Genomic DNA, 24,050 nt, shown 5'->3' with positions numbered 1-24,050 from the left:
TGACCCATATGCGATAGCCCTGCCCACAAGGGGGAGATCGGCCGTCACCACCGGCAGGACAGAGGGGGGCGCTGTCCCGCCAGCGTCTCAAGTTCACTCTCCGCGGTAAAAGGCCTACCCTTCCCGCAACCACACCAGCATCTCGCCGGGATCGCGGTTGTCCCAGGCGAAATAGGGAACAGCCTTGAGCGTCGTCTCCTCGGTCGCCGGCGGCTCGGGGCGGTAGAGGTCGCTGCCCCAGTTTTCGACCGCAGCGCGGCTGCCGATCGCCGAAAGGGTGACGATGCCGCCGAGCAGGTTCGGCTCGACATGCGCCTCGAGTCTGGCCTCGCGCGGCATGGCGATGCGGTGCAGATCGCCGCCATTGTCGGTTTCCTCGACGCAATAGATCAGCGGGCCGCGCGCCAGCGCCACGCGGCCGATATCCTGGCGAACCTGCGGATTGGCGAAGAGCCTGGCCATCGACATTTCGAGGTCGAGCTCAACCCGGTCGCCCCGGCGCCATTCGCGCCGGATCGCGGCGTAGCCGTCGCTGGTCGCCGCATCGAGATCGACCATTGCGCCGTTCACCCGCAGCGCCGCGTTGCGGCACCAGGCAGGTATGCGCAGGTAGAGTGTGAACTCGACCGGCGTCTCGGCCTCGACCTCGATCGCGACAGCGCCGTCCCAGGGATAGTTGCTGGTCTGGACGAGGCAGACCGGCTGGCCGGCGATCTCGAAGCGGGCCGTCGAGTCGCCATAGAGGTGCACGGCCAGCGCATCGTCGGCGAGGCCGTAGAAATAGCTGCCGATCGAAGCCACCATGCGGCCGACATTGGGCGGGCAGCACGGACAGCGGTGCCATTTCCAGCGATGGTGGCCGCCCCTGCTTTCCAGCGGGTTCTCGTAGAAGAACAGCGAGCCATCGAGCGACAGGCCCGAGATCGAGCCGTTGTAGAGCGCGCGTTCCATCATGTCGGCATAGCGGGCGTTCGGCCCCATGCCGAGCATGCGGCTTGCCCAGAACACCAGGCCGACGGAGGCGCATGTCTCGGCATAGGCGGTCTCGTTGGGCAGGTCGTAGTCGCTGGTGAAGCCTTCATTGTGCGCGGACGGCCCGAGGCCGCCGGTGACGTAGAGGCTCTTGGTGGTGAGATCGTCCCACAGCCGCTCGAGCGCCATCTTGAGCGAGTCGTCGCCATATTCGGTCGCGATGTCGGCCATGCCCGAATAGAGATACATCGCCCTGACCGCATGGCCGACGACCTTGTCCTGCTCGCGCACCGGCTTGTGCGACTGGTTATATTCGTAGGTCTTGAAGTGATAGGCTTTCGGGTCGGCGCCGCGGGCGCGCGCCTCCTCGTCGAAATAATGCGGCTGCTGGCCACGCTGGTCGATGAAATACTTTGCCAGCCTCATGTATTTGTCGTTGCCGGTGACGCGGGCGAGCTTCACCAGCGCCAGCTCGATCTCCTCATGGCCGCAATAGCCCTTCTTCTTGCCGGGTTCCGGGCCGAAGGTGTCGGCGATGTGGTCGGCGTAGCGGCTCATGATGTCGAGCAGCTTGCGCTTGCCCGTCGCCTGAAAGTAAGCGACCGCGCCCTCGATCAGATGGCCGGCGCAATAGAGTTCGTGGCAGTCGCGCAGGTTGGTCCAGCGCAGGCCGGGCTGGATGCGCTGGTACCAGCTCGACAGATAGCCGTCCGACTGCTGCAGCTTGCCGTACATGTCGATGACGGCGTCGATCTTCGCTTCCAGTTCGGGGTTGCGGCGGCGATAGAGCGAATAGGCGGCGGTCTCGATCGTCTTGCCCCAGTCGGAATCCCAGAACATCTGCGTCGTCACCGTCGAGCCGGTGAACTCGGCGCCCTGGCTGTCCGCCTCGTCGGGCGAAGGCGAGTGGAACGGGATGACGACGCCCGGCGACGGCCGGTCCGGATCGATCTGCTCCAGCATGCGCGCCTCGACGCAGCGGTCATAGAGGATGCCGGCGGTCTTGCCGGCGACCGCGTCGACACGGTCGCCCCAGAAGCCGCGGACATCGACCTGCGGCACGGGCAACGGCCGGAAGGCGAGCTTCGGCTTGGCTGAGGTGCCGGTCTGCACGGCGGGCTGCGATGCGGTCATGAATTTCACTCCATTCGAATTACTTGACGGCCCCGGCCATCAGGCCGCGGATGTAGAAGCGCTGCAGTGCCAGGAAGAGGATCAGGCAGGGCACCATCATCACCGTGACGCCCGCCTGCACCGCGCCCCAGTCGATGGCGCCGAAGCGGCCGGACTGGAGCGCGGTCATCATCACCGGCAGGGTGAATTTGGACTGGTCGGTCATCAGCACCAGCGCCGCCAGGAACTCGTTCCAGGCGCCGAGGAAGGCGAAGAGCGCGATGGTGACCACGCCCGGCCAGACCAGCGGCAGCATCACCTTCACCAGCATGGTGACGTTGTTGGYGCCGTCCATGCGCGCCGCCTCCTCGATCTCGCGCGGCACGGCGTCGAAGGCGTTGCGCATCATGAAGATCGAGAAGGGCAGTTGCAGCGTGACGTAGACGCAGACCAGGCCTGTGAGTGTGTTGTGAAGCCCGAGCCTCGTCAGCACCAGGAAGATCGGCGTCAGGATCGACTGGAACGGGATCATGATCGTCGACAGGATGAGGACGAAGAAGAAATCCCTGAAAGGAAAGCGGAAGCGCGAGAAGCCGTAGCCGGCGAGTACGCTGACCAGCACCGACAAGAGCACCGTCATCACCGAGACATAGATACTGTTCTGCGCCGAAGCCCAGAGCCCGTCGCCGAAGCTGTTCAGCGTCTCATAATTCTCGACCGAGAAGCCGGTGGTCGGCCAGGGCGGCAGCGGCGGCTGGCGCGCTTCCTGCGCCGGCTTGAAGGTCGACAGCACGGTCCACACGATCGGCGCCAGGAACAGCACCGAGGCGATCATGCCGGTGGAGTGCCTGGTGAGGCTGAAGGCCGCCTTGCGGTTCTGCGACATCGCCTCGGCCATCAGTCGAGCCCCTCGGGCTTGCGCAGCAGCCAGAGCTGGATGAGGCTGAGCGCCACCAGGATGAGCAGCAGCACCATGGAGAGCGCGGCGCCGTAGCCGAGCTTGAACGACACGAAGGACTGGTTGAAGATCCAGTAGACCGCCGTCAGCGTCTGGTTGCGCGGGCCGCCCCGCAGGATGATGTAGAACTGGTCGAAGGCGAGGATCGAGCCCGCGACCGACAGGATCAGCGCCAGCGCCAGCGTGCGGCGCATCAGCGGCAGGGTGATCGCCCTGAACCTGGCGAACGGGCCGGCGCCATCGATGACGGCGGCCTCCTGCAGGTCCTGCGGGATCGACTGCAGGCCGGTCATCAGGATGATCATGGTGAAGCCGGCGACCTTCCACACCACCATGGCGATGATCGACCAGAAGGCCGGCTGGAAGGTGGCGAGCAGATTGACCTTCTTTTCGGTCAGGCCGAGGTCGAAGGCGGCGGGGCTGAACAGGCCGGAATCGACATTCAAGAGCCACGACCAGAGCAGGCTCGCGGAGGCGAAGCCCACCACCGCCGGCATGAAGAAGGCGGTGCGGTAGAGATTCGTGAGCGGCCGCGGCCTTTCGATGAAGATCGCCAGCGGGAAGGCGACGGCGAAGATCGCGATGGTGACGATCACCGTGTAATAGGCGGTGAATTTCAGCGCGTTCCAGAAGCGGGTGTCGCGCAGGATCGCAAAATAGTTATCGAGGCCGACAAAGCTATGCTCGCCCATCAGCGGCCAGTTGTTGAGCGACATCCAGGCCGTCATGCAGAGCGGAATGACGAAGAAGACGACGACGAAGGCGACCGCCGGCAGGACATAGAGCAGGCCAACCCATTGCCGGCGGCTGACGCCGGTGCGTGTTCTGACAGGAGCGGAGGCTGTGGCGATGGCGGTCATGGCTGCGCCTCCCCTTCTCCCCTTGTGGGGTGAGCAGCCGGTTCACCGTAGGTGAATTCATCGTGCCAGTGGCACGATGAAAGGCCGGCGAACGCCGGGACGCTGCGAAGCAGCGGGGACCCGGCCGGGGGTGGATCGGCCACCGCCCGGCCCTTCGCAGGCTCAGGGCGTTCGAAGCTCGAAAAGCCAAGCAATTGGCTTTTCGTCCGCTGCGCGGACCGCTTCTCACCCCACAAGGGGAGAAGGGGGAGAAAACCCCGCGATGCCTTAAATTGGCGATGCTGGTGAGTGTGCTGTCTCAACGCAATAGCCCTGCCATTCAGCGATGCAACATCCGGCCGCCCGGCCAGGGAGACGGGGCGGGCGGCCGGTCAGAGCTTTGGGTGGCGAGGCGTTGCGCAATGCCCGCCGCCGGCAAGCCCTGGCGCTACTTGTTCGGCGCCTGGTCGATGATCGACTGCATGGTGTCCTGCGCAGTCTTGATGGCGCCGTCGACATCGTCGCCGAAGAAGACCTCGTTGACCATCTGCGTCCACGGGCCGTTGGCGGAGTTGATCAGGTCGTTGAACACCACCGTATAGGGCGTGCGGCCCTTGGCCATCGCCTCGGCCGCCACCTGGTAGCGCGGATCGAGATCCTTGAGCGCCTCCTTGGCGATGTCGCCGCGCACCGGAAGGCTGCCGTATTTCGCCAGGATCGTCTGGCCCTCCAGCGAATAGGCGAAGTCCAAAAACTCCTTCACCACGGCGATCTTCTTGGTGCCCTTGGTGACGACGAAATTGTCGCCGCCGGCGAAGGACGACCAGCCGCCATCCTTGCCCGGCAGGAAGGTGATGCCGTAATCGACGTCGGGATATTGCGTGTTGAGCGCGCCGATGGCGAAGGCGCCGGACGGCGAGAGGCCGATCTTGCCGCCAGCAAAGGCGGCGAAGAAGTTGGCGCCGGTGTCGGTCTGCGCGCCCTCGGGCACCAGCCCCTTCTTCACCATCGAGCGGTAGAGGTCGATCGCGCCGCGCAGCTGCGGGCTGTCGAGCGTCGCCTTCGAGCCGTCCTCCGACAGTATGTCGCCGCCCGAGGCCCAGATCAGCGGCGTGAAGGTGAAGATGTTGCAGCCGCCGCAATTGCCGGAGAAGTAGAAGCCCTTGATGTCGCCGCCGAGCGCGTTGACCTTCTCGGCGTCGGCCTCGATCTCGGCCCAGTTGGTCGGCCCCTTCTCGGGGTCGAGCCCTGCCTGCTTGAACAGCTTCTTGTTCCAGATCAGCACCGAGCTATCCGCCGAGAACGGCAGGCCGTAGATGTGGCCCTTATAGGTGCCGGTCTTCACATGCGCGGGCGAGAGGCTGGAAAAATAGGGCAAGGATTTCGCCCAGTCGGTGATGTCCTCGAGCTGGCCTGCGGCGGCGAAGGACGGCGTGTAGATCAGGTCGAGCGACAGCGCGTCGGGCGCAGTGCCGCCGGCGGCTGCGGCGCCGTATTTCGGGATGATCTCGGCGTTCGGAATGATGTCGAGCTTGATCTGATCCTTATGCGCCTTGTTGAAGGCGTCGACGATGCGCGGCATGAAGTTCGAGCCGTCGGCGCGCACCCAGATGTTGGCGGTCTCGGCGGACGCCGCCTGCAGACCGCCGCCGATCACGGCTGCGGCCAAGGCCAGCTTGGCAAACATTTTCACGGTATTCCTCCTCATGGTTCTCCTCCCTGTTCGGCCGTGCCACCCGGCGGGTTCGGGCAAGCTTGGCCTTTACTTTCACGTCTCAGCCGCCCGGCGGACGGCCGCATGACTGACGCACCACCAGCCGGCACGGCAGTTTCCTGATGCCCGGCGCGGCCGGCTGGCCGCCCACGAGCGAAAGCAAAGCGAGCCCGGCCTCGCGGCCGAGCGTCGAAAGATTCATGTCGACCGAGGTGAGCGGCGGGCGCGTCGCCTCGGCCACGATCTCCCAATTGTCGAAGCCGATGACGCCGACATCGTCGGGCACGCGGATGCCGCGCTCGCGCAGCGCATCGATGACGCCGCGGGCGATCTGGTCGTTGCCGCAGAAGACGGCATCTGGCCACCCTTCCCTGCCCGCCTTGCCGAACAGTTTTGCCACCGCATCGTGGCCCCAGGCCTCCGACCAGGCGCCAAGCAGCGGCTCGCCGACAGGCAGGTTGTTTTCCGCAAGCACGTCCCGGTAGGCCTGCGCCCGCGCGTGCACCACCGCGAAGCTCGCCGGGCCGCTGACATGGGCGATCCGGCGGCGCCCGAGCCGCACAAAATGYTCGACCGCGAGCCGCGCGCCGCCGGCATCGTCGGAGACGAGGCCGACCGCGCCGGGATCGGGCTGGGTGAAGGCGTAGACGACAGGCACGCGCAGGTTGGAGAGGTCGACCGGCAGATGGCGGTCGATGCGTTTTCCCGTGGCGATGATGCCGTCGACGCGCTTGTCGAGCATGGCCTCGACATGCAGCTGGCCGAGCCGCGTGTCGTCCTCGACATTGCACAGGAAGACCGACACGCCATTGTCGACCAATGCATCCGAAACACCGGCCATCAGCGGCAGCGAGAAGCGGCCATACGTATCGTTGGTGAGCAGGCCTACGGTGAACGAGCGCTTGCGCAAGAGGCTCTGCGCCAGGCTGTTCGGCCGGAAGCCGAGCAGCCGCGCCGTCTCGCGGATGCGCTCGCGCGTCTCGGCCGTCATGCGCCCCTGCCCGTTCAGCGCCTTCGACGCCGTCGCCACACTGACGCCGGCCGCAGCCGCCACCTCGCGAAGGGTGACCGGCGGCTTGGCGGAAACTGGCGCTGGCTGGGCGTCGGCGGACATATTTCGAGGCGCATCCCTAAGTTGGGAAAAGGTTTTCTCTTATCGCCCTGCACGAAGATGACGGGTGAGGTCAGCGGGCGTCAAGCGATTTGGGAAAAGGTTTTCTCAGAGGGAGATTAGGGGAAGGTGGGGAGCTTGGCAAGGGGGCGATGTGCGGGCTGTGTCTGTTCGCTAATGGCTACCTTGCAGAACTGCAAAGCGTCATCGTTCTTCACCCAATTGGGCACTGGCTCAATACAGACCCTGTTCGCCATTTCGAGCGGCGTCTGTAATTGATGATGGCTCTAACTAAGAGTTCCTCCCATTGAACAAGCATTCCACATTCGTTTCTTTCCGTCGACGGTCAACGCCATCACATTTCAAGCCAAAGCAGTAACAGCTCTGACGTTGCACTCGGCATATAGACAGTCGTTTCAATGTGCGTATGAATAGGCGATGGCCATATGGGGATCGTGCCATTGAAGGCGCATATATTCGGGGGACCAGACACTTCTAAGAAGCTTCGCTGCTTGCAAGAATATCTGCGAGCGTTCGCGACGGCTTTGCAGGATCAGCAATTTGCCTGCATCTACATCGATGCCTTTGCCGGCTCGGGCACCCGAACCGAGGTTCGTCCAGGGCTCCCTCTTTTCGGAGGAGAACATGCCCAGCCTGAAGAGGTATCCACGCCGGGTTCAGCAAGGATCGCGATCGAAGTCGATCCCCCGATGCATTCCATCGTGCTTATCGAACAAGACGGCTCTCGGTTCGCGGAGCTCCAAGCCCTGAAGGCTGAATACCCGCATCGCCGGATAATCCCTCGGCACGGTGACGCCAATGCGCTCGTTCAGCGCCTCTGTCGGCGCACCCGTTGGCGCGGTCCGGAGACAGTCGGTCGTGGAATTCGTGGCGTTATCTTTCTCGATCCCTACGGCATGGAAGTGTCGTGGGACACCGTCCAAGCCATCGCAGAAACGCAAGCGTTGGACTGCTGGTATTTCTTCCCGCTTTCGGGCTTATATCGAAACGCTCCCCATGACCCGGCAAAACTCGATGCGGGCAAGCAAGCGAACCTCGATCGTGTGCTAGGGGCTACCGATTGGCGGGAGCGATGGTACGATCATCAGAGCGCGCCTCGCGATATGTTCGAAACAGGGGGGCAGGCTGTTCGGCGAGCAGACGTGGACGCCATTGAAGATTATGTGAAAGAGCGGTTGYAAACAGCCTTCAAAGGCGCGGTTCTTGACCCCGTTCGTCTCCATCATAAAAGCGGGGCACCACTGGCGTCGCTATTCTTCGCCGTATCAAACGCTAGCCCGCCGGCAGTCGCCCTTGCGACGAGAATGGCATCTCATATCCTCAAGTCTGGCAGATCGTCCCAAAGCCGATCTCGGTAGACACGACCGGTCGCCTTTTTGTTCTTGCCGCCCCATTGCTTGAAGAAAAATGCCGCATCCGCATCGGTGCATCGATCGAATATCTCATCTACCCATCGCGTCTCTAGCGGCCTCGCAWTTGGCCCACTTTCCCCCCCGACGATCGCCCAATGTATGTCTTTGAGGCTGGCGCCTGCGACAGACCCAATCAGAGGTTCAAATGAAACAAATCTCACTGTGGCCGGCACCTGCCGCAACTCGTCAAGCCGGTGCAGGACGCGGCTATCCTCGACACTAGTGCCGAGCCAGACGTTTGGCAGCTTTTTGAAAGCTGGAACGATCTCTATCATCCTGTCTGGTCGTTTCGTCAGAATTTGATAGGTGTGGCGTGGCGTGGCAGCCATCACGCGCCAGACCTCGCCGATGAACTCGATCGGCACGTCCGAATGAAACAGGTCGGACATCGAATTTACAAAGACGCGTCGCGGCTTCTTCCATTCCCCCGGGATGGACAGTGACGCGTGGTCAAGCCTGATCCTCCCAGTCCATTTTGCTCTACCGCCAGTTTTGCGCGTTAGGCCCGAATATTTGCGGGCACCCATGGCCTCCAATCGGGCGGCCATCCTCATGGCATAGCAATTCGAGCAGCCTGCGGTGAGAATTGTACATCCAGCGACAGGATTCCAAGTCGCGTCCGTCCATTCGATAGAAGTGTCGGCCATGGAGCCATCCTGCTGCTTTTACAGGCAGATACTRCACAAACAGTGTAAACGTCATTCTAAGGCTTTTTTCGGCRGATCACCGCTGAGCCTTGCGCCAACRCCAGGGCTTCTTCGTCGCTGCAAACCGGCGCTCGATCAGAGCTTGCACGCCACCTGTTGCTCGGCTCCGGCCTGAAGGGTGCCCTTCCAGAGACAATCTTGGCGCGAAGCACGAGTGACGCGAACAACTACGTCGCCGACATCAACGCGGTACTTTCCCTTGTCGGTTGTCCGAACGCGCTCACCGTTAATTTCGACGAGATAGTCGACCGGCGGAACAGGATCGACGACCACGGTAATACTGGGCAGCCGCTCGATTTGAAGCGAGATCAACTCGGGTTTGAGCGTGCTGGCAACCGTTGCAAACTGGTTGGAATCATTCCAGGCAAATCGCACTTCACCAGTCGACCATTTAGCAATCACCCCTTGTGACTTGACAGAGAAGTCGCCCGCGTTCTTGATCGCTAGAGCGACCTTCGAAGCGTCATCGTGGTTGATACCTGCATAGGTCGCTGTGGAACTGAAATCCGTTGCGATGGCCTTCAGAGCGGCTTTGTGCGCGGATGAAGTGACGACCTCGCCGCTCTTTGTCTCCCAGGCTGATATCTGGACCTCGTAATTGAATTCCTGGATCACGTCTTGCGCCCGAGCGACGGGCGCAAGCCATCCCAACACGAGGCAAGCTGCTACAATACAGTTTGCTCTTGTCATCGCCGTGTCTCCTCACCCTTACACAGCAGTTCAGGCATGCGAACCTCCACCGGTCGCCGGCGCTTCTCCAACTCGCTGCAATGCGATAGAAACGACCAGAACGCCGATGAGCAATATTCCGAGCATGAAGAACTCATAGCTGGTCGAATATCGGTACTGAAGGAAGTCGGCATCGATCTTTTCCCAGCACTCATTGAACCATAGGTTCGCCACGCCGGCCTTCCACCAGATGCCGTAAAGTATCGCCTGTGCTAAACAGATGATTGATCCGGCCAAGAACGTGACGTTCCATGGGGTCATGCGCAAACTGCCCTGCAGCCCAATCATAAGCGCAGCGCCCAATCCAATGAGGCCTGTTGCAAGAGTAAGGCCAAGCTGAATTATGCTATCAAGAAATTCGACCGTCTTTTGATATTGCTCGCTCGGAACTGTCGTATCACAAACACCTACGTGCATCGCCGGCACTTCGAAAAGGCGCGATAGCGAGTAGGCGACGATTGACCCTCCGACTATAACAGTCACGCCCCATTTGCGGTTCATTCTCCCTCCCCGCCTCAAGGCCGTACAATATCTGTTAAGCCTACTTCCACCGCCGATAAAGTATTATCAGATTCTTTTGCTTCGGTCTAACCTGTCGCCGATGACAGCTCAAGTCAATTCGCCTTAGATATCGCTCAGGTGCACGAACGCCACTCGCCCGGCTCTATCTTCGCAGGCCCGGTTGGAAGCCGCCCTACCCCTTCCTAAAAAACCCCGACAAAATATTCGGGCCACCTCCCCGGGCCGCAGCCTGATCCCGTCCTCGAATCCGTTCAGCGTCACGCACTCGAAGCCGTTGTGGGCGAGCAGCGCCACCAGCGAGTCGCGGTCGAAGTGGTGCAGGTGCTCGTTGGGGAGACGCATGCGCCAGGTTTGGAACCATGCGTCGCCGCCGGCTGCGGAGCCGGGCGCAAATTGCGATTTGAGGAGTACAAAACCGACCGCAGGCGGTATTGTTGGACARCCATAGATCAATCCATCGGCACGACACAGTGGGTAGAACGGACATGGCCAATTCCACCGGGAGCTCTTTGGGCGTCGCTGTCATTACCGGCGCATCCTCCGGAATCGGCAAAGCTTTCGCCGAGCGCCTGGCCCGCGATGGGTACGACATCGTGCTCGTCGCCCGGCGCCGCGACCGACTTGAGGCTGTAGCCCGCGATATCGAGGCCGGCGGCGCCTCCGCGGAAATCATCGTCGCCGATCTGGCGCGGTCGGAAGGCCTCGACACGGTGGAGCGACGGATCCGGGCCGGAGACGTATCGCTGCTCATCAACAACGCCGGTTTCCAGACTTACAGGCCGTTCGTCGAGCTGTCGATCGACCGAGCCGGCGAGGAGGTCGCCGTGCAGGTGACTGCGGTCATGCGTCTGTCGCATGCGTCACTTCCTGCGATGATTGCGCGCGGCGAAGGCGCCATCATCAATGTCTCTTCCATGCTCAGCTTCAGCGCAAGCCTGAACCACCCGTTCCTGCCGAAGCGCTCGGTTTATGCCTCCACGAAAGCTTTCGTCACGACGTTCAGCGAGCTTCTCGCGGCTGAACTCCAGGGCACAGGTGTTCGCGTCCAGGCACTCTGTCCCGCAGTCGTCAGGACAGAATTCCATGACATTGACGGCAAGCCGGTCCTCAGGCCCAATGTGCCGGTGATGGAACCGGCCGATGTCGTCCAGGCATCCTTGGCTGGCCTCCGGCAGGGAGACACGATCTGCATCCCGGCATTGAACGAAAGGGACAGGCTCTCCGCTGTCGCGGACGCAAATCGTGCCCTGTTCGATGCCGGCCGCGGGGCAGAACTCGCATCTCGGTATCGCTGACGCCAGTCCGCAGGTTGCCCGACGTGTCAGCCCTTTCGCAGGGCTGTTCTTTCGAGGAAACGCGGTCCGCGCTGCGCCCGACAATTCCCGGAGTGGAGACCATCACGCATCGCAGGCGCCGACGGAAACCCGCCTACCGCCTCCTAAAAAAACCCGACAAAATATTCGGCCCCGCTTCGCCGGGCCGCAGCCTGATGCCGTCCTCGAATCCGTTCAGCGTCACGCACTCGAAGCCGTGGTGCGCGAGCAGCGCCACCAGAGAGCCGCGGTCGAAGTGGTGCAGGTGCTCGTTGGGYAGGCGCATGCGCCAGGTTTGGAACCAGGCATCGCCGTCGGCGCCGAGCTCGCGCCAGCGGCAATAAGGGACTGCGACGGCCAGATGCCGGGTCTGAAGGCGGCCGAGGAAACCCAGATCAGGTATGTGCTCGAGCACGTCGAACATGGCGACGAGATCCCACGAGCTGGCCAGCGCTTCATCCCAGCCGACAAAGCGGACGCCATCGGGCAACGGAAACTCGGCGATGTCGCAGCCGGCGCAATCGGCGACCCCGGCAATCTTGGCGGCTTCGATGAATGTGCCGGTGCCGTATCCGATCTCCAGCACCGAGCGAGGAATCTCGCCCGTGATACCCAGCACCCAGCCAAGCCGCTGATAGCCGAGCTTGATGGTCCGGTCACTCAGGTCCTCGTAATAGGAAATATATTTTTTGTCGTACTTGATCGGCGTGAAGTCGATCTGGTGGATCACGCCAAACCGGTCCACCTCGTAATTGTCCAACATCAGCCTGCGGCCTCCGGATTCCGAATTCCTTATATGGCGGAGCTGAACGCAGCGTTACGGCGGGGCCGGCCCGCAGTTGGCGCTGAACAAGTCGAGACAGYAGCGACGGTCAGCGCGCTGGCGTYGGCGCCGGAGACGCGAAGTTATCCGCTAGCTGCAGAATGCTCTAGCCCATGCTGCGGAAGCTCGAGGGTGGCCGCGACACCCAGGCCTCGATCTGGCGTGTGACGAAGGCCGCGGCCTGGTGATGGATGAAATGGCCCGCACGCGGCAAGGCCACCACCGAGGTGACATTGTCGACCTCGCGAAACGTGCCGTCATAGGCGCCGGCCGGAATGTATGGATCGTCGGCGCCGAACATCACCAGCGTCGGCGCCCTGACCGGCGGCAGCGGGCCCATATCCGGCACCTTGCCCAGCGGTATGTTGGCCCTGTAGTAGCCGAGCATCGCTTCGGGGTGGGAGCGATCGAGCGATTCGACGAGCACCTTTCTTTCGGCTGGATCGGCAACCCAGCCGCCCAGCTCTTCCGGCGTCGGCATGGCGCCRCCGATCCCCTGGAAACGACGGATATAGCTGATGGTGCCGGCATTGGCCGGATCGTGGATGGCGCGCAGATAGTGGCGCGGGTGCGGCGCCGACAGCAGCACCAGATGGCGCACGAACTGCGGCATTCGCATCGCCAGCCACCAGGCGATCATGCCGCCCCAGTCATGGCCAACCACCGAAGCCTGGGAAAGGCCCTCCGCCGCCAGGACGGCCAGCACATCCTCTACAAGGCAAGGCAGGAGTGTGTAGTTGGCATGCCCCTGCGGGGCATCGCTTCGCCCAAAGCCGCGCAGGTCCGGCGCCACTATCCTATACTTGCCTTCGAGCGCCTCGATCTGGCGGCGCCAGCCGAGACCATGGTCGGGAAAGCCGTGCAAAAACACGATCGGCGGGCCGGAGCCCGCCGCGATATAGTGCAATCTGACGTTGCCGTTGGCCGCGAACCTGGACTCGAAACCCGCTGCCAAATTCACCTGCAGCCAGCCGCCGTCACATCTTGACTTCGAGGCGCAGGAACGGACCGTCGAACGTCTGGTTCTTGTGGTCAGCGTTCACAATCAGGTTGTGCCACTGCTCGACCTTGTAGCCTGCGGTAAAGGTCGTGTTCGCGATGGGCGTCCAGCTCAAGCCGACCGAAGCCTCGACGTTGGAGACGGTCTCGCTCGAGTGCTCGCTAGCCAGCGTTTCGGAAAATTGTTCGTCGGGGTTCGTAAATGTCAGACTTGCCCCAATGCGGTCGGTGCGGCGTCCCCACATGACGGAGCCTGCAACAGCGCCGGTCAAGCCCCACGTCTCACCGACCGGATAGTAAGCCTCCGCACCGATGCGCGGGCCAATGCCCCAGTATTCCGAGGTGCCGATCTTGTCGGTGGAGAAGCCCTTGTCGGCGGGATCGGTGGGCGTCGCCGAGAAGGAGGAATTGAATTCCGTCTGGTCGGCGTGCAGGAGTCGCAGGCCGCCGAAAAGCCGAATGTCGGCCGTTTGCACCTTCACATGCTTGCCGAGATCGAAGTCGACCGTCTGGAAATCGAATCCATGGCTGAGAGACCTGCTCAGCACGCCGCCGCTCACCGCCTCACTTTCGCCCACCGACCAGTCCCTGCCGGTATGAAAGGCGCCGGCCAGGCGCCAGTCCATGTCCGGGGAAATCTGCTTGGTCAATGCAACGGAGCCGTTGAATCCGGCCTTGCTGGGCGGAAGACCGAGCTTGTCGGCATCATGGACATCATTTGAAAAGTACGAACCTTCAAAGGCCAGCTTGATGCGCGAATCGATGACCGTCTGGTCCGTCGCCTGCGCGTCATTCGCATGGGCCGCGACCACGCCCACGGAAGTCATCGACGCGGCCGACGCCGCAACAGTCGCCAAAAATTTACCGGATGCCTGCGCCCGCACGCTGTCCCCCAAAGAATCCAAACCCAAAACCCGCGCGCAAGCTAACTGAAGGGAAGCATCCGCGAAAGCCACTGATATGTCTTCGTCAGGCAGTGTGACAGCTTTGCCACAGCGACCATCCCATGGTCTCCGGACCGGAGGCCTTGGAGCCTGCTGCAAGCCTGAGTTGTCGGGGCCGGGTCCAATCAGCCTATCGACTCGAAGCAAATGTGCTAAGCGTCTTGCACGGATGTGTCAGCCGCCGAAACCGGCCATATCCGGTTGCGGATGGCGGGGGCCAGATGAATCAATCGCAGATCGAGGACGTCCTCAACAGTCTCGTCTATGCGCTCTACGCCCAAAGCGGACAGCAGGGCGCGGGCGAGAATCGCATCGGCAACCTCCAGGTGTTCGACCATCCCGATGCGGTCGACCACATCGTCAAGGCGCCGGCGCTGTTCCGCAAGAACTTCTCGATGATCTCGGCCTTAGGCTACAGTCGTTTCAACACCAACGATGAAAATTGGGCGATCCGGCGCGAGATCACGCAGGATGCCTATCTGGCGGCGGCGAAGCCGACCCAGCAAAGCGCGGTATCCGAAATTTACACGGCCCGCCTTTTGCAAAGCGATGCGACCCTCGCCGGCATCCAGAAGGCACTGTTTTCGGCCTCTCTCACCATCTTCTATCGCGCCTTCGGCCTGGTCGCGGACATCGAGCGGACGATCGCGCTGATCGACCGGGTCCGCGAAGTGCTGCGCCGGCTGCAATATTTTTCCTGGGTAGCGCCTACGATTTCGGAGCGCGACGGGGCCGTGTACGACGCCCGCCAGGTGGTCGCCGATTTTGCCGCCCAACTCGCCGCCGAGCCACGCGCCGCGGCGCAGAWGGCGCGCTTCGCCGAGAAGGCCAAGGCTGTCCAGGGTTTCTCGCCCGTCGAAGAGTTCGTCATGAATGTCTTTGCCGGCGTAGAGACCACCGTCGCCACAGTGCTGTGGGTGATCGATCGGTTGGGCGCCAACGAGAGGGTGCAGCAGCGCATTCAGGACGAGATCGACGTGGGCCAACCGGACACGCCCTATACCGACTGTATCGTCAACGAGACGATGCGCTACTTGCCTCCGATCCCCTTCCTGGTTCGGGAGGTGGCGGCGGAGACGTCACTGGACGGCAGGCAGCTCAGGACCGGACAGCTCATTCTGCTCTCCGTGGTGGGCGTGCACAAGCATCCCGCCTTCTGGGCGGATCCGAAGACCTTCGACGCCAGCCGCAAGGAATTCATCGAGGATACGTATGACCGTCGCGCCTTCATCCCTTTCCTCACCGGGCCACGCATGTGCGGCGGCGCGCGCCTCGGTCGGCTGGAGGTCAGGGAGGCGGTGCGGGCCATTGTGCGCCAGTTCACCTTCAACCGCGCGGACGATGTGATCCGCTTCGACTATGGGCTGGCCTTGCGGCCGGCGGTCGGCTCCTCGGTCGCCRTTGCCCGGCGATGAACCAGGTTTCCCGGGCCCGTCCGTTCGTCGAGGGCGAGCGGCTCGCTTTCCCACATGTCGGTGGYCGCCGCTACGTGCGCGGGCTGGATGTCGTGGCACTGATCGAACGCCGCTATCCGGATTTCGCCCGACTCGACCTGAAGTTCCTGCGGCCGATCGCCCACCATGCGGCCATCAGCTTCAAACGCGCTCACCGCACGGCCGTGGYGGTCTCGCTTGCGCCGATCGAGGGCGCGCCACTCGACCTCTACATCGTCAACCTCGAGGAGGCTTTGGGGCCGCCCGACAAGGAGCCCCGGCTCGCCCCTCACATCGCCTTGCCCGGAAGCGGCGCCTACCATCGCTACCTCGTGCTTGGCCGGCGCAGCCACGCAGAAATCCTTGCAGTGGTGTTCAACCGATACCAGGCGGCCACAGGCCGGCGCTTCGTGCTAAGGGCGCTGCATCTCGAACCGCCGCGTGCCGCAAGCGTCGAACTGGTCAGCCTCAGCGAACCAAGGACCGAACGCGGACTGGGGGTGTGTTCGATCACCCGCCAAGGCCGGCGCTGGTGCCGAATCGAGATGATCGACGCGCAAGCGTAGGGCTGACACCCCTGTCACGCGGYGGTGAGGAAGCCGAGAATGAGCAGCGCCTGGTCGAGAGTCATCAGCGAGGGCGGGTGGCCTGCATCGACATTGTCGGCCACCCACAGGTCCGGGCGAACAAGGCGGGTGCGCTCGATGGCCTGCCTGTCGATGAAATTGCTGTCGCGGCCGTACATGAGGAGGAACCGCGCCTGCACCTTGGCGACGATCTGAAACAGGTCGTAGTCGCGCCCAGCCATGGAACCGAAGCTCCCGGTCGTGGCGGGGTCATAGGCCAGGCGGAAACCCTCGGGGCCGGAAATGATCTTGTTGGCGACATAGCGGGAAAACACGGCCTCCTCGACCGGCCCCATGAAGGAGCGCGTCGAGCGCACATAGGCCTCGGCATCGGCGCGGGTGGCGAACGTCGCCTCGCTGTCGCGGATGATCTCGGCGCGTATGCGGTCGACATTGGCGCCGCCCAGCATGGGAACGTCGTTGAGCACCACCTTGGTCGCCCGCGAGCGGGTCATGTAGAGGAACAGCAAGAGGATCGTGCCGCCCCAGGAGGAGCCGATGAAGTGGTTTTCCTTGCCGGCAAATTGACCGAGCGCGCGCAGGCAATTGTAGTAGACATTGATGTCGTAGCCCGAACCCAGATAGGCGCTGCGGCCTCGCCCGAGCAGGTCAGGGCAGATCACCAGGTAACCGTTGTGACAGAGGAAGGCCGCCAGATAGTCGAAATCGGCGCCGTTGCCGGTAAAGCCATGCAGGCAGAACACGGTTGCGCGCGGCGCGCCTGCCGGCTGCCAGATGCGTACGAACATCGACGCGTAGCGGTCGTCGAGGCGGATGAGGATTTCCTGGGTCAGCGCCTCGATGGATACTGGATGGGCCATCAGGCTTCCCGCTTGCGCACGGCCCGCTTCATGGCGCCGCGAGCATCGATGAAGTCGCGCTTCCAATAGACGGATTTGTCGAGATTGAGCAGCTTTGCCTCCTTGATCAGCGGCAGGATATGCGAGGACGAGCGCGTCGCCAGCACCRTCACGGCGACCGCGGGGCCGCCGGGATGGGGATTGAGCGGACCATTGTTCGCCACCCACGCCTCGGCAATCTCGCCGCTGGTCACGATCCAGCCGACATAGGCGACGATGGCATCGTCGATGGAGCCTATCAGATGCGTCTGCTGCTCGATCTGGTAGCGCAAAGACTTCACCATCTGACCGAATTCATAGCCGTCGAAGGGCGGATAGTGAGCGATGAAGTTGCAGACAAGCCCGAGGGAGACCGGGTTGAACGGAACGCGGGTGAAGAGGAGATTGCTCATGCGGACTCAAGGGTTGGAAACGGGCGCGAGATTATGCCGAGCCGCCAAGGCCGGGCTAGTGGGAAAAGAGCGAGGCGAAGCGTCGGTGTCGCGCAATGCCTAAAGCATGTCTCCCGAAAGTGGGAACCGGTTTCGGGACAAAGACATGCGTAAAATCAAAAAACCTAAAGCGCATGGAGCCAATCTGAAAGATCGTGACGCGCTTTAGCATGCGGCCGGCGAGCTTTTGCCGAAGCGCAGCGACCGTGCCTGCCGCTCACTTCTGCCTAAACGCCGTGTGCAGCGACGTCGTCAGCGGTCCCAGGATGTAATCCAGCGCGGTGCGTTCCTCGGTGACGATCATGACCTGCGCCGGCATGCCGGGATAGAGCTGGATCTGCGGCGCGGCGGCGAGTTCCTGCGGATCGACCGCAATGTCGGCGACATAGTAAGGAAAGCCGGTCTTGGCGTCGGTGACGCGGTCTGCCGAGATCTGGGTAACGCGGCCGTGGATGACCGGCGTCGTGCGCTGCTTGTAGGAGGTGAAGCGGACCTCCGCGATCATGTCGGCGCGCAGGCTGGATATGTCCTCGACCTTGACCTGCGCCTGCACGACCAGCGAATTCCTGGCCGGCACGATGTCGAGGATCGTCTGGCCGGGAGCGACGATCGCGCCGGTCGAAAAGACCGTGAGGTTCATCACCTGACCGTCATAGGGCGCGCGCACCTCCGCGCGGTTCATCGTGGCCTGGGCGGCAAACATCTTCGGCACCAGGTCGGTGAGGCTCGACTGGGTGTCGATCAGCATTGCCGAGAGCTTTGCGCGGCGCTCATTGGTGAGCTGGGCGATCTGGCTTTCAAGCTCGGCCTTGTTCTGGCGGTTTCCCGCGATCTCGCCGAGCGCTTGGTCGATCAGGCCCTGCAGGTCGGCGGCCGAGCGGTCGAGCTCCAGGATGCGCGGTTTCGTCGTCAGCCCGGCCTTCAGCAGCTTGTTGAGGCCCGCCTTTTCGTCGACGGTCGACTTGAGCTGCGCGCGAAAAGATTCGACGCGCGCCTCCTTGCCCTCGATCTGCTCATCGAGCTCGGCGATCCGCTTTTGCAGGATCTGCCTGGCGCCCGCCATCGAAGCGCGCTGGCTTTCGAGGTCGGCGATCTGGTTGGCCATCGCATCCTGCAGATAGGCCTGGTGCTCGGCGGTGATGTCCTTCGGGAAGGCCACCGCCTCATGGCCGTCGAGCTCGGCGCGGATGCGGGCATCGGTGGCGCGCAGCAGCGCATATTGCTGGGAATAGAGGTTGAACTCGGAGCGGGCGCGGGTGTCGTCGAGCACGACGAGCACGTCGCCCGCCTTGACGATGTCGCCGTCCTTGACGCGGATTTCCTTCACGGTGCCGCCGTCGAAATGCTGGACGCTCTTGCGGTTGCCCTCGACCTTGACCACCGCGTCGGCAAGCACCGCGCCGTTGAGCGGCGCCATCGCGGCCCAGCCGCCGAACACGCCGAAGAAGCCGACGATGATGAGCATGCCGATCCAGACCGGTGCCCGGATCGAATCCGGATTGGCGCCTGCTTCGTCGGCGCCGGAGAGGCTGCGATAGGTGGCGGCGATGTCACTCATTGGGTTGCCACCGCGATGGGGGCGGCGCGCTGGTTGAGCAGCGCCACGATCTCGTTCCTCATGCCGAAGGCCTCGACGGCGCCGTCGCGCAGCAGCAGGATCTTGTCGACATTGGCGAGCGTCGAGGGTCGGTGCGAGACGATGATGACCGTGCTGCCGCGGCGCTTCAGCTCCAGCGCGCATTCGGCGAGCGCGCGGTCGCCGTCGGCATCGAGGTTGGAGCTCGGCTCGTCGAGCACGATCAGGTTCGGCATGCCGAACACGGCGCGGGCAAGCGCGATGCGCTGCCGGTAGCCGCCGGACAGCACCGCCCCGCCCTCGCCGATCTGCGTCTCATAGCCTTGCGGCAGGCGGATGATCATCTCGTGCACGCCGGCGAGCCGTGCGGCCTCGATCACCTCGCGGTCGACATCAGTCTTGAAGCGGCCGATATTGGCGGCCACCGTATCGGAAAACAGCTCGATATCCTGCGGCAGGTAGCCGATATGGTCGCCGAGCGCTTCCCTGCCCCATTGCGTCAGATCGGCGCCGTCCAGCCTCACCGTGCCGCGGCTGGGCTGCATGATACCGGCGAGATGGCGCGCGAGCGTCGACTTGCCGGCGCCGGAGGGGCCGACAATGCCGAGGGCCTCGCCGGCTTCGAGCCGGAAAGAGACATCGCGCAGCAGCACCTTCTGCAGGCTGGGGATGGCATAGGTCAACTGCTCGACGGCGATCTTACCCGTTGGCTTCGGCAGGTTGAACGAACGTTCGCCCTGCACGCCTGCGTCAAGCAGCTTCTCCACCCTTCCAAGGGCCGCGCGCGCCAGGATCAGGCTGCGCCAGAGGCCGACGATCTGCTCGACCGGCTGCAGCCCCCTGCCGAGCAACAGGCTGGCAGCGAACATCGAGCCGCCGGTGATCTGCCGCTCGATGACCAGATAGGCACCCAGCCCGAGGATCAGCGACTGCATGGTGAGGCGCAGGAAGCGGATCAGGCCCGACATCAGCGCTGCCCGGTCGCTGGCCCGCCCCTGCTGGCGCAGCGCCAGGCAGCGGTCGCGCCCCCAGCGGCGGACGAGGCCGTCGATCATGCCCATGGCGCGGACGACCTCCGCATTCCTGAGGCTCATTTCGGTGAAACTGTAATTGGCGGTGGCAAGGTCGTTGGCCTGCTTCAGCGGCGCGCGCACCATGTATTCGTTGAGCACCGCCATGGTGATGAGAAGCAGCGACGAGCCCAGCGCGAAGAAGCCCAGCCAGGGATGAAGCAAGAAGATGATGCCGATATAGATCGGCGACCAGGGCAGGTCGAACAGCGCATGGATGCCGCTGCCGGTGATCACCTGCCGGAACGTATCGAAATCGCGGATCGGCTGGCTTTGCGAGGCGCCCTGCGACGGGCTCTCGACGGACGCCGCCAGGATCTTCGCCGAGAGCAGCCGGTCGAGCCGCGCGCTGGCGCGCGTCAGGATCGCGGCGCGCACGAGGTCGAGACCGGCGAGCGCCAGGAACGCCGCCAGCAGCACAACGGTCAGCATCACCAGCGTCGTTTCGCTGCCGCTGGTGACAACCCGGTCGTAGATCTGCAGCATGTAGAGCGGGGATGCGAGGTAAAGCAGGTTGATCGCCAGGCTGAACACCGCCGCAAAGAGGAAATAGCGGCGGCAGGCGCGAAGCGCTTCCCTCACGATCTTGGATTTGTTGTCGAGACCCAAAATACCCAGCGGAGAACCGCCCCCTGTCCAACCTGCATGCCCGGAACCGATACTACTCCYGATCCTTCAACCGGCCACGCCACTCACTCGTAAACCTGCCGTAAACCTTAATTCGTAAGCTAAACGGCTGGAGCAGAAGCGGGTGAGCCGCGCGTGGTTGCGGCTCACCCTCTTTCCATCACACCGCGAACTCGCTCGTTCCGCCGCTGACGCCGGTGAGCGTGAACTCCGCCGGGTTGTAGGTCACGACGGTGTGCCCCTGGCCGTCATCGGCGAGCTTGAAGCCGTTCGCGTCGTAGGTGCCGAGCAGGTGCAGCGTGGCATTGTGGGCGCCGTCTGACACAGTGAGCGTGCCGCCGGTGCCATCCTGGCTTGCCTGATAGGTGACCGTCGTTCCGGCACCGAACAGGATGTCGTTCAGGTCCAGCTTGTCGTCGTTGGTGATGCCGCCGATCCGTCCGCTGAAGTCGAAGGAATCGTCGAGCTCCAGCGTGCCGGCCGCATTCTGCGCAAAGGTGACATCGGTCGACGAGGCTGCACCGAATTCCAGCTTCGACAGATTGCCGATCGTGGCATCGCCATTGCCGGTGACTTCACCGTGGATGACGATGTTGCCGCCATTGGCCGAGAGCATGCCGGAATTCGCCAGCGCGCCTGCGACGACCAGGCCGCCCGAGCCGGTCGCCTCCAGCGTGCCGGAGTTGAGGACGACGCTGCCGCCGGTGTCGATCACCAGCGCATTGGTGCCCGAGGCGATGATGGTGCCCCTGTTGTCGAGGCCGAGCATGCCATCGCCCAGCTGGCCGGCGCCCGAGATCGTGTTGTCGACATTGACCAGCGTCACATCCGGACCCGTGCCCGAGATGACGTTGGCGGCATTGTCGGACAGGACGACCTGTCCCCCGCCCTGCAGGGTCACGCCATGCTGGATGACCTGCAGCAGGGTTTCGCTGCCGGTCGAGTTCAGCGCAATCACGCCGCTGTTGTTGACCGTGCCGCTCAGCGGCAGCAGCGCGCCGTTACCGAGCGTCATGGTGCCTGCATTGTTGACCACCGGCGTCTGGTCAAAGACAAAGTTGCCGGTGCCGAGGGCTGAGGAATGCACGCCCTCGAGCGTGATCGACTGCCCGTCGCCGAGCGTGATCACCGCATTGCCGTTGGCATCGTCCGCGGTGTGCGCCTGGACGTCGGCAAAGCTCTGGAAGCCGGAATAGCCGATGAGGTCGATTTGGTCGGCTGCGGCATCGAAGCTGTGCACGCTGTCGTTGCCGATCGGCTGCGAGAACACGAAAAGATCGTTGCCGCTGGAGCCGGTGAGCACGTCGTCGCCCGACCAGGCGAAGATCGGCGAACCCGGCGCATAGGCCTCGACATTGTCGGCGATCGACATGCTGCCCGCGGTGCCGTCGGCATTGGTCCAGGTCATCGAGATGTCGAGCACTGCCGCGCCAGCGTAGTCGGYGGGCGTGGTGACCGTCAGCTCGTGGACGGCATTGGACTGCACCGTCCAGGACCCGTCGGCATTCTGCGTGGCGCCGCCTATGGTCCAGCCGGAAGGCAGATCCTTCACCGTTACGGTGACGGCCTGGCCGTCCGCCGGGTCGGTCAGACCAAGATTGATCGGCTCGCCGGCGGCGCCGGCGGGCTTGAGACCGCTGACCTGCGCATGAGCGGCACTGGGGTTCAGGGCCAGGTCTCTGAACGCACCGCTTTGAACAGTAACAGAATAGGTAGAGCCATTGTTGCCGGTTTTGGTAATGGGGATGGTATAGACTTCCTGATAGGTAGTTCCGTTTATTGTGACCGGGCCCCAAGTTCCAACTCCAGAAATTGAGCCTCCGCTTATTGCAATTCTAGAAGTGTCAACGAACGAATGGTCCATCGTCTCGCTAAACACGAGATAAAGGCTGCTGCCACTTCCTTGGCTATTCTGTTTGCTATCGATAAGAGTGATGGTGGGCGCCGTTGTGTCGCCACCCGTCACATTGATCGTCGCAATGGCGGTGTTAGTGTCCGTGCCGCCGTTGGCGGTGCCGTCCCCATCCACCAACGTGTAGGTCACCGTCTTGGCAATGGTGGGGCTGGTCGCGTTCGAATAGAGGATGTGGTCGGCCAAGGCCGCTGCCGCCGCTTGGGTGGCGCTGGCGTTGAACGTGATGACGAGGTTCGACCCGTTCGTACCGCCGCTGAACGTCCCGATGACCGTACCGCCATAGGTGACGTTGCTGCCGCTTGTACCGATCTGGCCGGCGCCTGTGCCCTGGTTCTGGATCGTCAGCTGGTCGGCGGACGTGCCGTTCGAGGTGAAGCCGACGGTCAACGAGCCGCCGCCGAAATCGGCGGAGTCGATGTCCGTGACCGTCGCAGATGGGGCTATGGCGGTGGCGGCAGATCCGGCGGTGTAGTTGATGCTTGTGGAGGTTCCTGCCGACGCGCCGTTCAGGTCTATGGAAGGCGCATCATTGGTGCCGTTGATTGTGACGGTGACCGTCTGGGTGTCCGAGGCCGCATGGTTGTCGGTGCTTTGGACCGTGTAGGTCAGTGTCAGCGACTGACCGGCAGCGAGATAGTCGAACGCCTGCGTGCCCGAGTTGAAGCTCCAGGTGAGATTGTGTGTGTCCGTCGGATTGGCAGCAAGCCCCGATGTCGGGTTCACATTCAGCATTGCCAGCAACTGGGCATTGGACAGGCTGAGGCCTGCCGTCGTTCCCGAGGCCACCACGCCRGTGACCGAGGAACTGACCGTGTCGGCAACATCGGCGTCGGTTACCGTCAAGGTGCCGCTGGCCGTCAGCGCCGCATTGGTCTCGGTCAGCGAGGCCGCCGCGCTGTCGGTCGTCACCAAATGGATGTCAGGCGCGTCGTTGGTGCCGGTGATGGTGATGACGACGTCGCGGGTGACGACGCCGCCATGCTGGTCGTCGAGCGTGACGGTATAGGTCTCGTGCACGGTCTGGCCGGCGGCGAGCTGGTCGAGCGCGGCATCGCTGGCGGTGAAGGTCCAGCCGATCTGGCCGCCGGTGCCGGAGCCGGTGGTGTCGGCGGTCTTGACGGCGCTGAGCGAGCCGAGCTGGCCGCTGTAGTCGGTGCTCTTGAACACCGCCGACACCAGGTGCACGTCGGTCAGGTCGACATCGCTGAAGGCGATGGTGCCGGTGGCCGTCTCGGTCGGCGCGGCGGCGTCCTCGGTGACGGCGCCGACAAGCGTGGCGGCGCCGATCACCGGCGCATCGTTGGTGCCGGTGATGGTGATGACGACGTCGCGGGT

General features: G+C 63.2%; 20 protein-coding genes. 4 read left to right on the top strand and 16 right to left on the bottom strand.

Translation table 11 applies throughout. From position 1 onward, the window contains the following. Positions 1-114 precede the first annotated feature (114 nt). From ORS3428_RS28445 to ORS3428_RS28425, 5 genes are all read right to left on the bottom strand, one after another. Positions 115-2,106: a glycoside hydrolase family 127 protein gene (locus ORS3428_RS28445; RefSeq protein ID WP_071101607.1), complete on the bottom strand. Its 1,992-nt coding sequence runs from the start codon at positions 2,104-2,106 to the stop codon at positions 115-117. Between the two features lie 19 nt (positions 2,107-2,125). After that, complete coding sequence (locus tag ORS3428_RS28440; RefSeq protein WP_071101606.1) at positions 2,126-2,983, bottom strand: carbohydrate ABC transporter permease; 858 nt, start codon at positions 2,981-2,983, stop codon at positions 2,126-2,128. Beyond that, positions 2,983-3,903: a carbohydrate ABC transporter permease gene (locus tag ORS3428_RS28435; protein WP_071101605.1), complete on the bottom strand. Its 921-nt coding sequence runs from the start codon at positions 3,901-3,903 to the stop codon at positions 2,983-2,985. The genes ORS3428_RS28440 and ORS3428_RS28435 overlap by 1 nt, the downstream gene beginning before the upstream one ends. Before the next feature lie 427 nt (positions 3,904-4,330). After that, the gene (locus ORS3428_RS28430) at positions 4,331-5,569 is read right to left on the bottom strand and encodes an ABC transporter substrate-binding protein (protein ID WP_108723205.1); all 1,239 of its coding nucleotides are present in this window, start codon (positions 5,567-5,569) and stop codon (positions 4,331-4,333) included. Positions 5,570-5,657: 88 nt separating this feature from the next. After that, positions 5,658-6,710: a LacI family DNA-binding transcriptional regulator gene (locus ORS3428_RS28425; RefSeq protein ID WP_071101603.1), complete on the bottom strand. Its 1,053-nt coding sequence runs from the start codon at positions 6,708-6,710 to the stop codon at positions 5,658-5,660. Between the two features lie 443 nt (positions 6,711-7,153). Between ORS3428_RS28425 and ORS3428_RS31930 the strand changes: the two genes are divergently transcribed. Continuing rightward, positions 7,154-8,086, top strand: a complete 933-nt coding sequence (locus ORS3428_RS31930; RefSeq protein ID WP_274534830.1) for a three-Cys-motif partner protein TcmP — start codon at positions 7,154-7,156, stop codon at positions 8,084-8,086. Here the strand turns inward: ORS3428_RS31930 and ORS3428_RS28410 are convergent. The 3 genes from ORS3428_RS28410 to ORS3428_RS28400 form a co-directional block, all read right to left on the bottom strand. Further along, positions 8,041-8,787, bottom strand: a complete 747-nt coding sequence (locus tag ORS3428_RS28410) for a DUF5131 family protein (protein ID WP_071101600.1) — start codon at positions 8,785-8,787, stop codon at positions 8,041-8,043. The genes ORS3428_RS31930 and ORS3428_RS28410 overlap by 46 nt on opposite strands. A 135-nt stretch (positions 8,788-8,922) precedes the next feature. Next, positions 8,923-9,537: a hypothetical protein gene (locus ORS3428_RS28405; RefSeq protein WP_131802963.1), complete on the bottom strand. Its 615-nt coding sequence runs from the start codon at positions 9,535-9,537 to the stop codon at positions 8,923-8,925. Between the two features lie 30 nt (positions 9,538-9,567). Then, entirely contained in the window at positions 9,568-10,077 is a 510-nt protein-coding gene (locus ORS3428_RS28400; RefSeq protein ID WP_071101598.1) for a hypothetical protein, read from the bottom strand. Between the two features lie 506 nt (positions 10,078-10,583). On the opposite strand from ORS3428_RS28400, the gene ORS3428_RS28390 reads away from it, so the two are divergent. After that, a complete protein-coding gene (locus tag ORS3428_RS28390; protein WP_071101596.1) occupies positions 10,584-11,393 on the top strand; it encodes an SDR family NAD(P)-dependent oxidoreductase in 810 nt (269 codons plus the stop codon). A gap of 133 nt (positions 11,394-11,526) precedes the next feature. On the opposite strand, the gene ORS3428_RS28385 is transcribed toward ORS3428_RS28390, so the two are convergent. From ORS3428_RS28385 to ORS3428_RS28375, 3 genes are all read right to left on the bottom strand, one after another. After that, positions 11,527-12,174, bottom strand: a complete 648-nt coding sequence (locus ORS3428_RS28385) for a class I SAM-dependent methyltransferase (RefSeq protein ID WP_071101595.1) — start codon at positions 12,172-12,174, stop codon at positions 11,527-11,529. Positions 12,175-12,340: 166 nt separating this feature from the next. Continuing rightward, complete coding sequence (locus tag ORS3428_RS28380; protein WP_157895999.1) at positions 12,341-13,189, bottom strand: alpha/beta fold hydrolase; 849 nt, start codon at positions 13,187-13,189, stop codon at positions 12,341-12,343. Positions 13,190-13,211: 22 nt separating this feature from the next. Beyond that, positions 13,212-14,189, bottom strand: a complete 978-nt coding sequence (locus ORS3428_RS28375) for an Lpg1974 family pore-forming outer membrane protein (RefSeq protein WP_131802962.1) — start codon at positions 14,187-14,189, stop codon at positions 13,212-13,214. Between the two features lie 209 nt (positions 14,190-14,398). On the opposite strand from ORS3428_RS28375, the gene ORS3428_RS28370 reads away from it, so the two are divergent. Both ORS3428_RS28370 and ORS3428_RS28365 read left to right on the top strand, forming a co-directional pair. After that, positions 14,399-15,592: a cytochrome P450 gene (locus ORS3428_RS28370; protein WP_071101592.1), complete on the top strand. Its 1,194-nt coding sequence runs from the start codon at positions 14,399-14,401 to the stop codon at positions 15,590-15,592. Next, positions 15,589-16,176: a hypothetical protein gene (locus ORS3428_RS28365; protein ID WP_071101591.1), complete on the top strand. Its 588-nt coding sequence runs from the start codon at positions 15,589-15,591 to the stop codon at positions 16,174-16,176. The genes ORS3428_RS28370 and ORS3428_RS28365 overlap by 4 nt, the downstream gene beginning before the upstream one ends. Before the next feature lie 14 nt (positions 16,177-16,190). Here the strand turns inward: ORS3428_RS28365 and ORS3428_RS28360 are convergent, their stop codons facing one another. The 5 genes from ORS3428_RS28360 to ORS3428_RS28340 form a co-directional block, all read right to left on the bottom strand. Next, entirely contained in the window at positions 16,191-17,057 is an 867-nt protein-coding gene (locus ORS3428_RS28360; protein WP_071101590.1) for an alpha/beta hydrolase, read from the bottom strand. Next, complete coding sequence (locus ORS3428_RS28355; protein ID WP_071101589.1) at positions 17,057-17,488, bottom strand: hypothetical protein; 432 nt, start codon at positions 17,486-17,488, stop codon at positions 17,057-17,059. The genes ORS3428_RS28360 and ORS3428_RS28355 overlap by 1 nt, the downstream gene beginning before the upstream one ends. 256 nt (positions 17,489-17,744) lie before the next feature. Further along, positions 17,745-19,085: an HlyD family type I secretion periplasmic adaptor subunit gene (locus tag ORS3428_RS28350; protein ID WP_071101588.1), complete on the bottom strand. Its 1,341-nt coding sequence runs from the start codon at positions 19,083-19,085 to the stop codon at positions 17,745-17,747. Beyond that, positions 19,082-20,755, bottom strand: a complete 1,674-nt coding sequence (locus tag ORS3428_RS28345) for a type I secretion system permease/ATPase (protein ID WP_244508131.1) — start codon at positions 20,753-20,755, stop codon at positions 19,082-19,084. The genes ORS3428_RS28350 and ORS3428_RS28345 overlap by 4 nt, the downstream gene beginning before the upstream one ends. 205 nt (positions 20,756-20,960) lie before the next feature. Further along, positions 20,961-24,050 (bottom strand): beta strand repeat-containing protein (locus ORS3428_RS28340; protein ID WP_071101586.1); only part of this gene is annotated, 3,090 nt, incomplete at its 5' end.

The sequence above is a fragment of the Mesorhizobium sp. ORS 3428 genome (genome assembly GCF_001854785.1).
In the GTDB taxonomy this organism is placed as follows: Bacteria; Pseudomonadota; Alphaproteobacteria; order Rhizobiales; family Rhizobiaceae; genus Mesorhizobium.
This window is presented reverse-complemented; position numbering and strand designations above follow the sequence as displayed.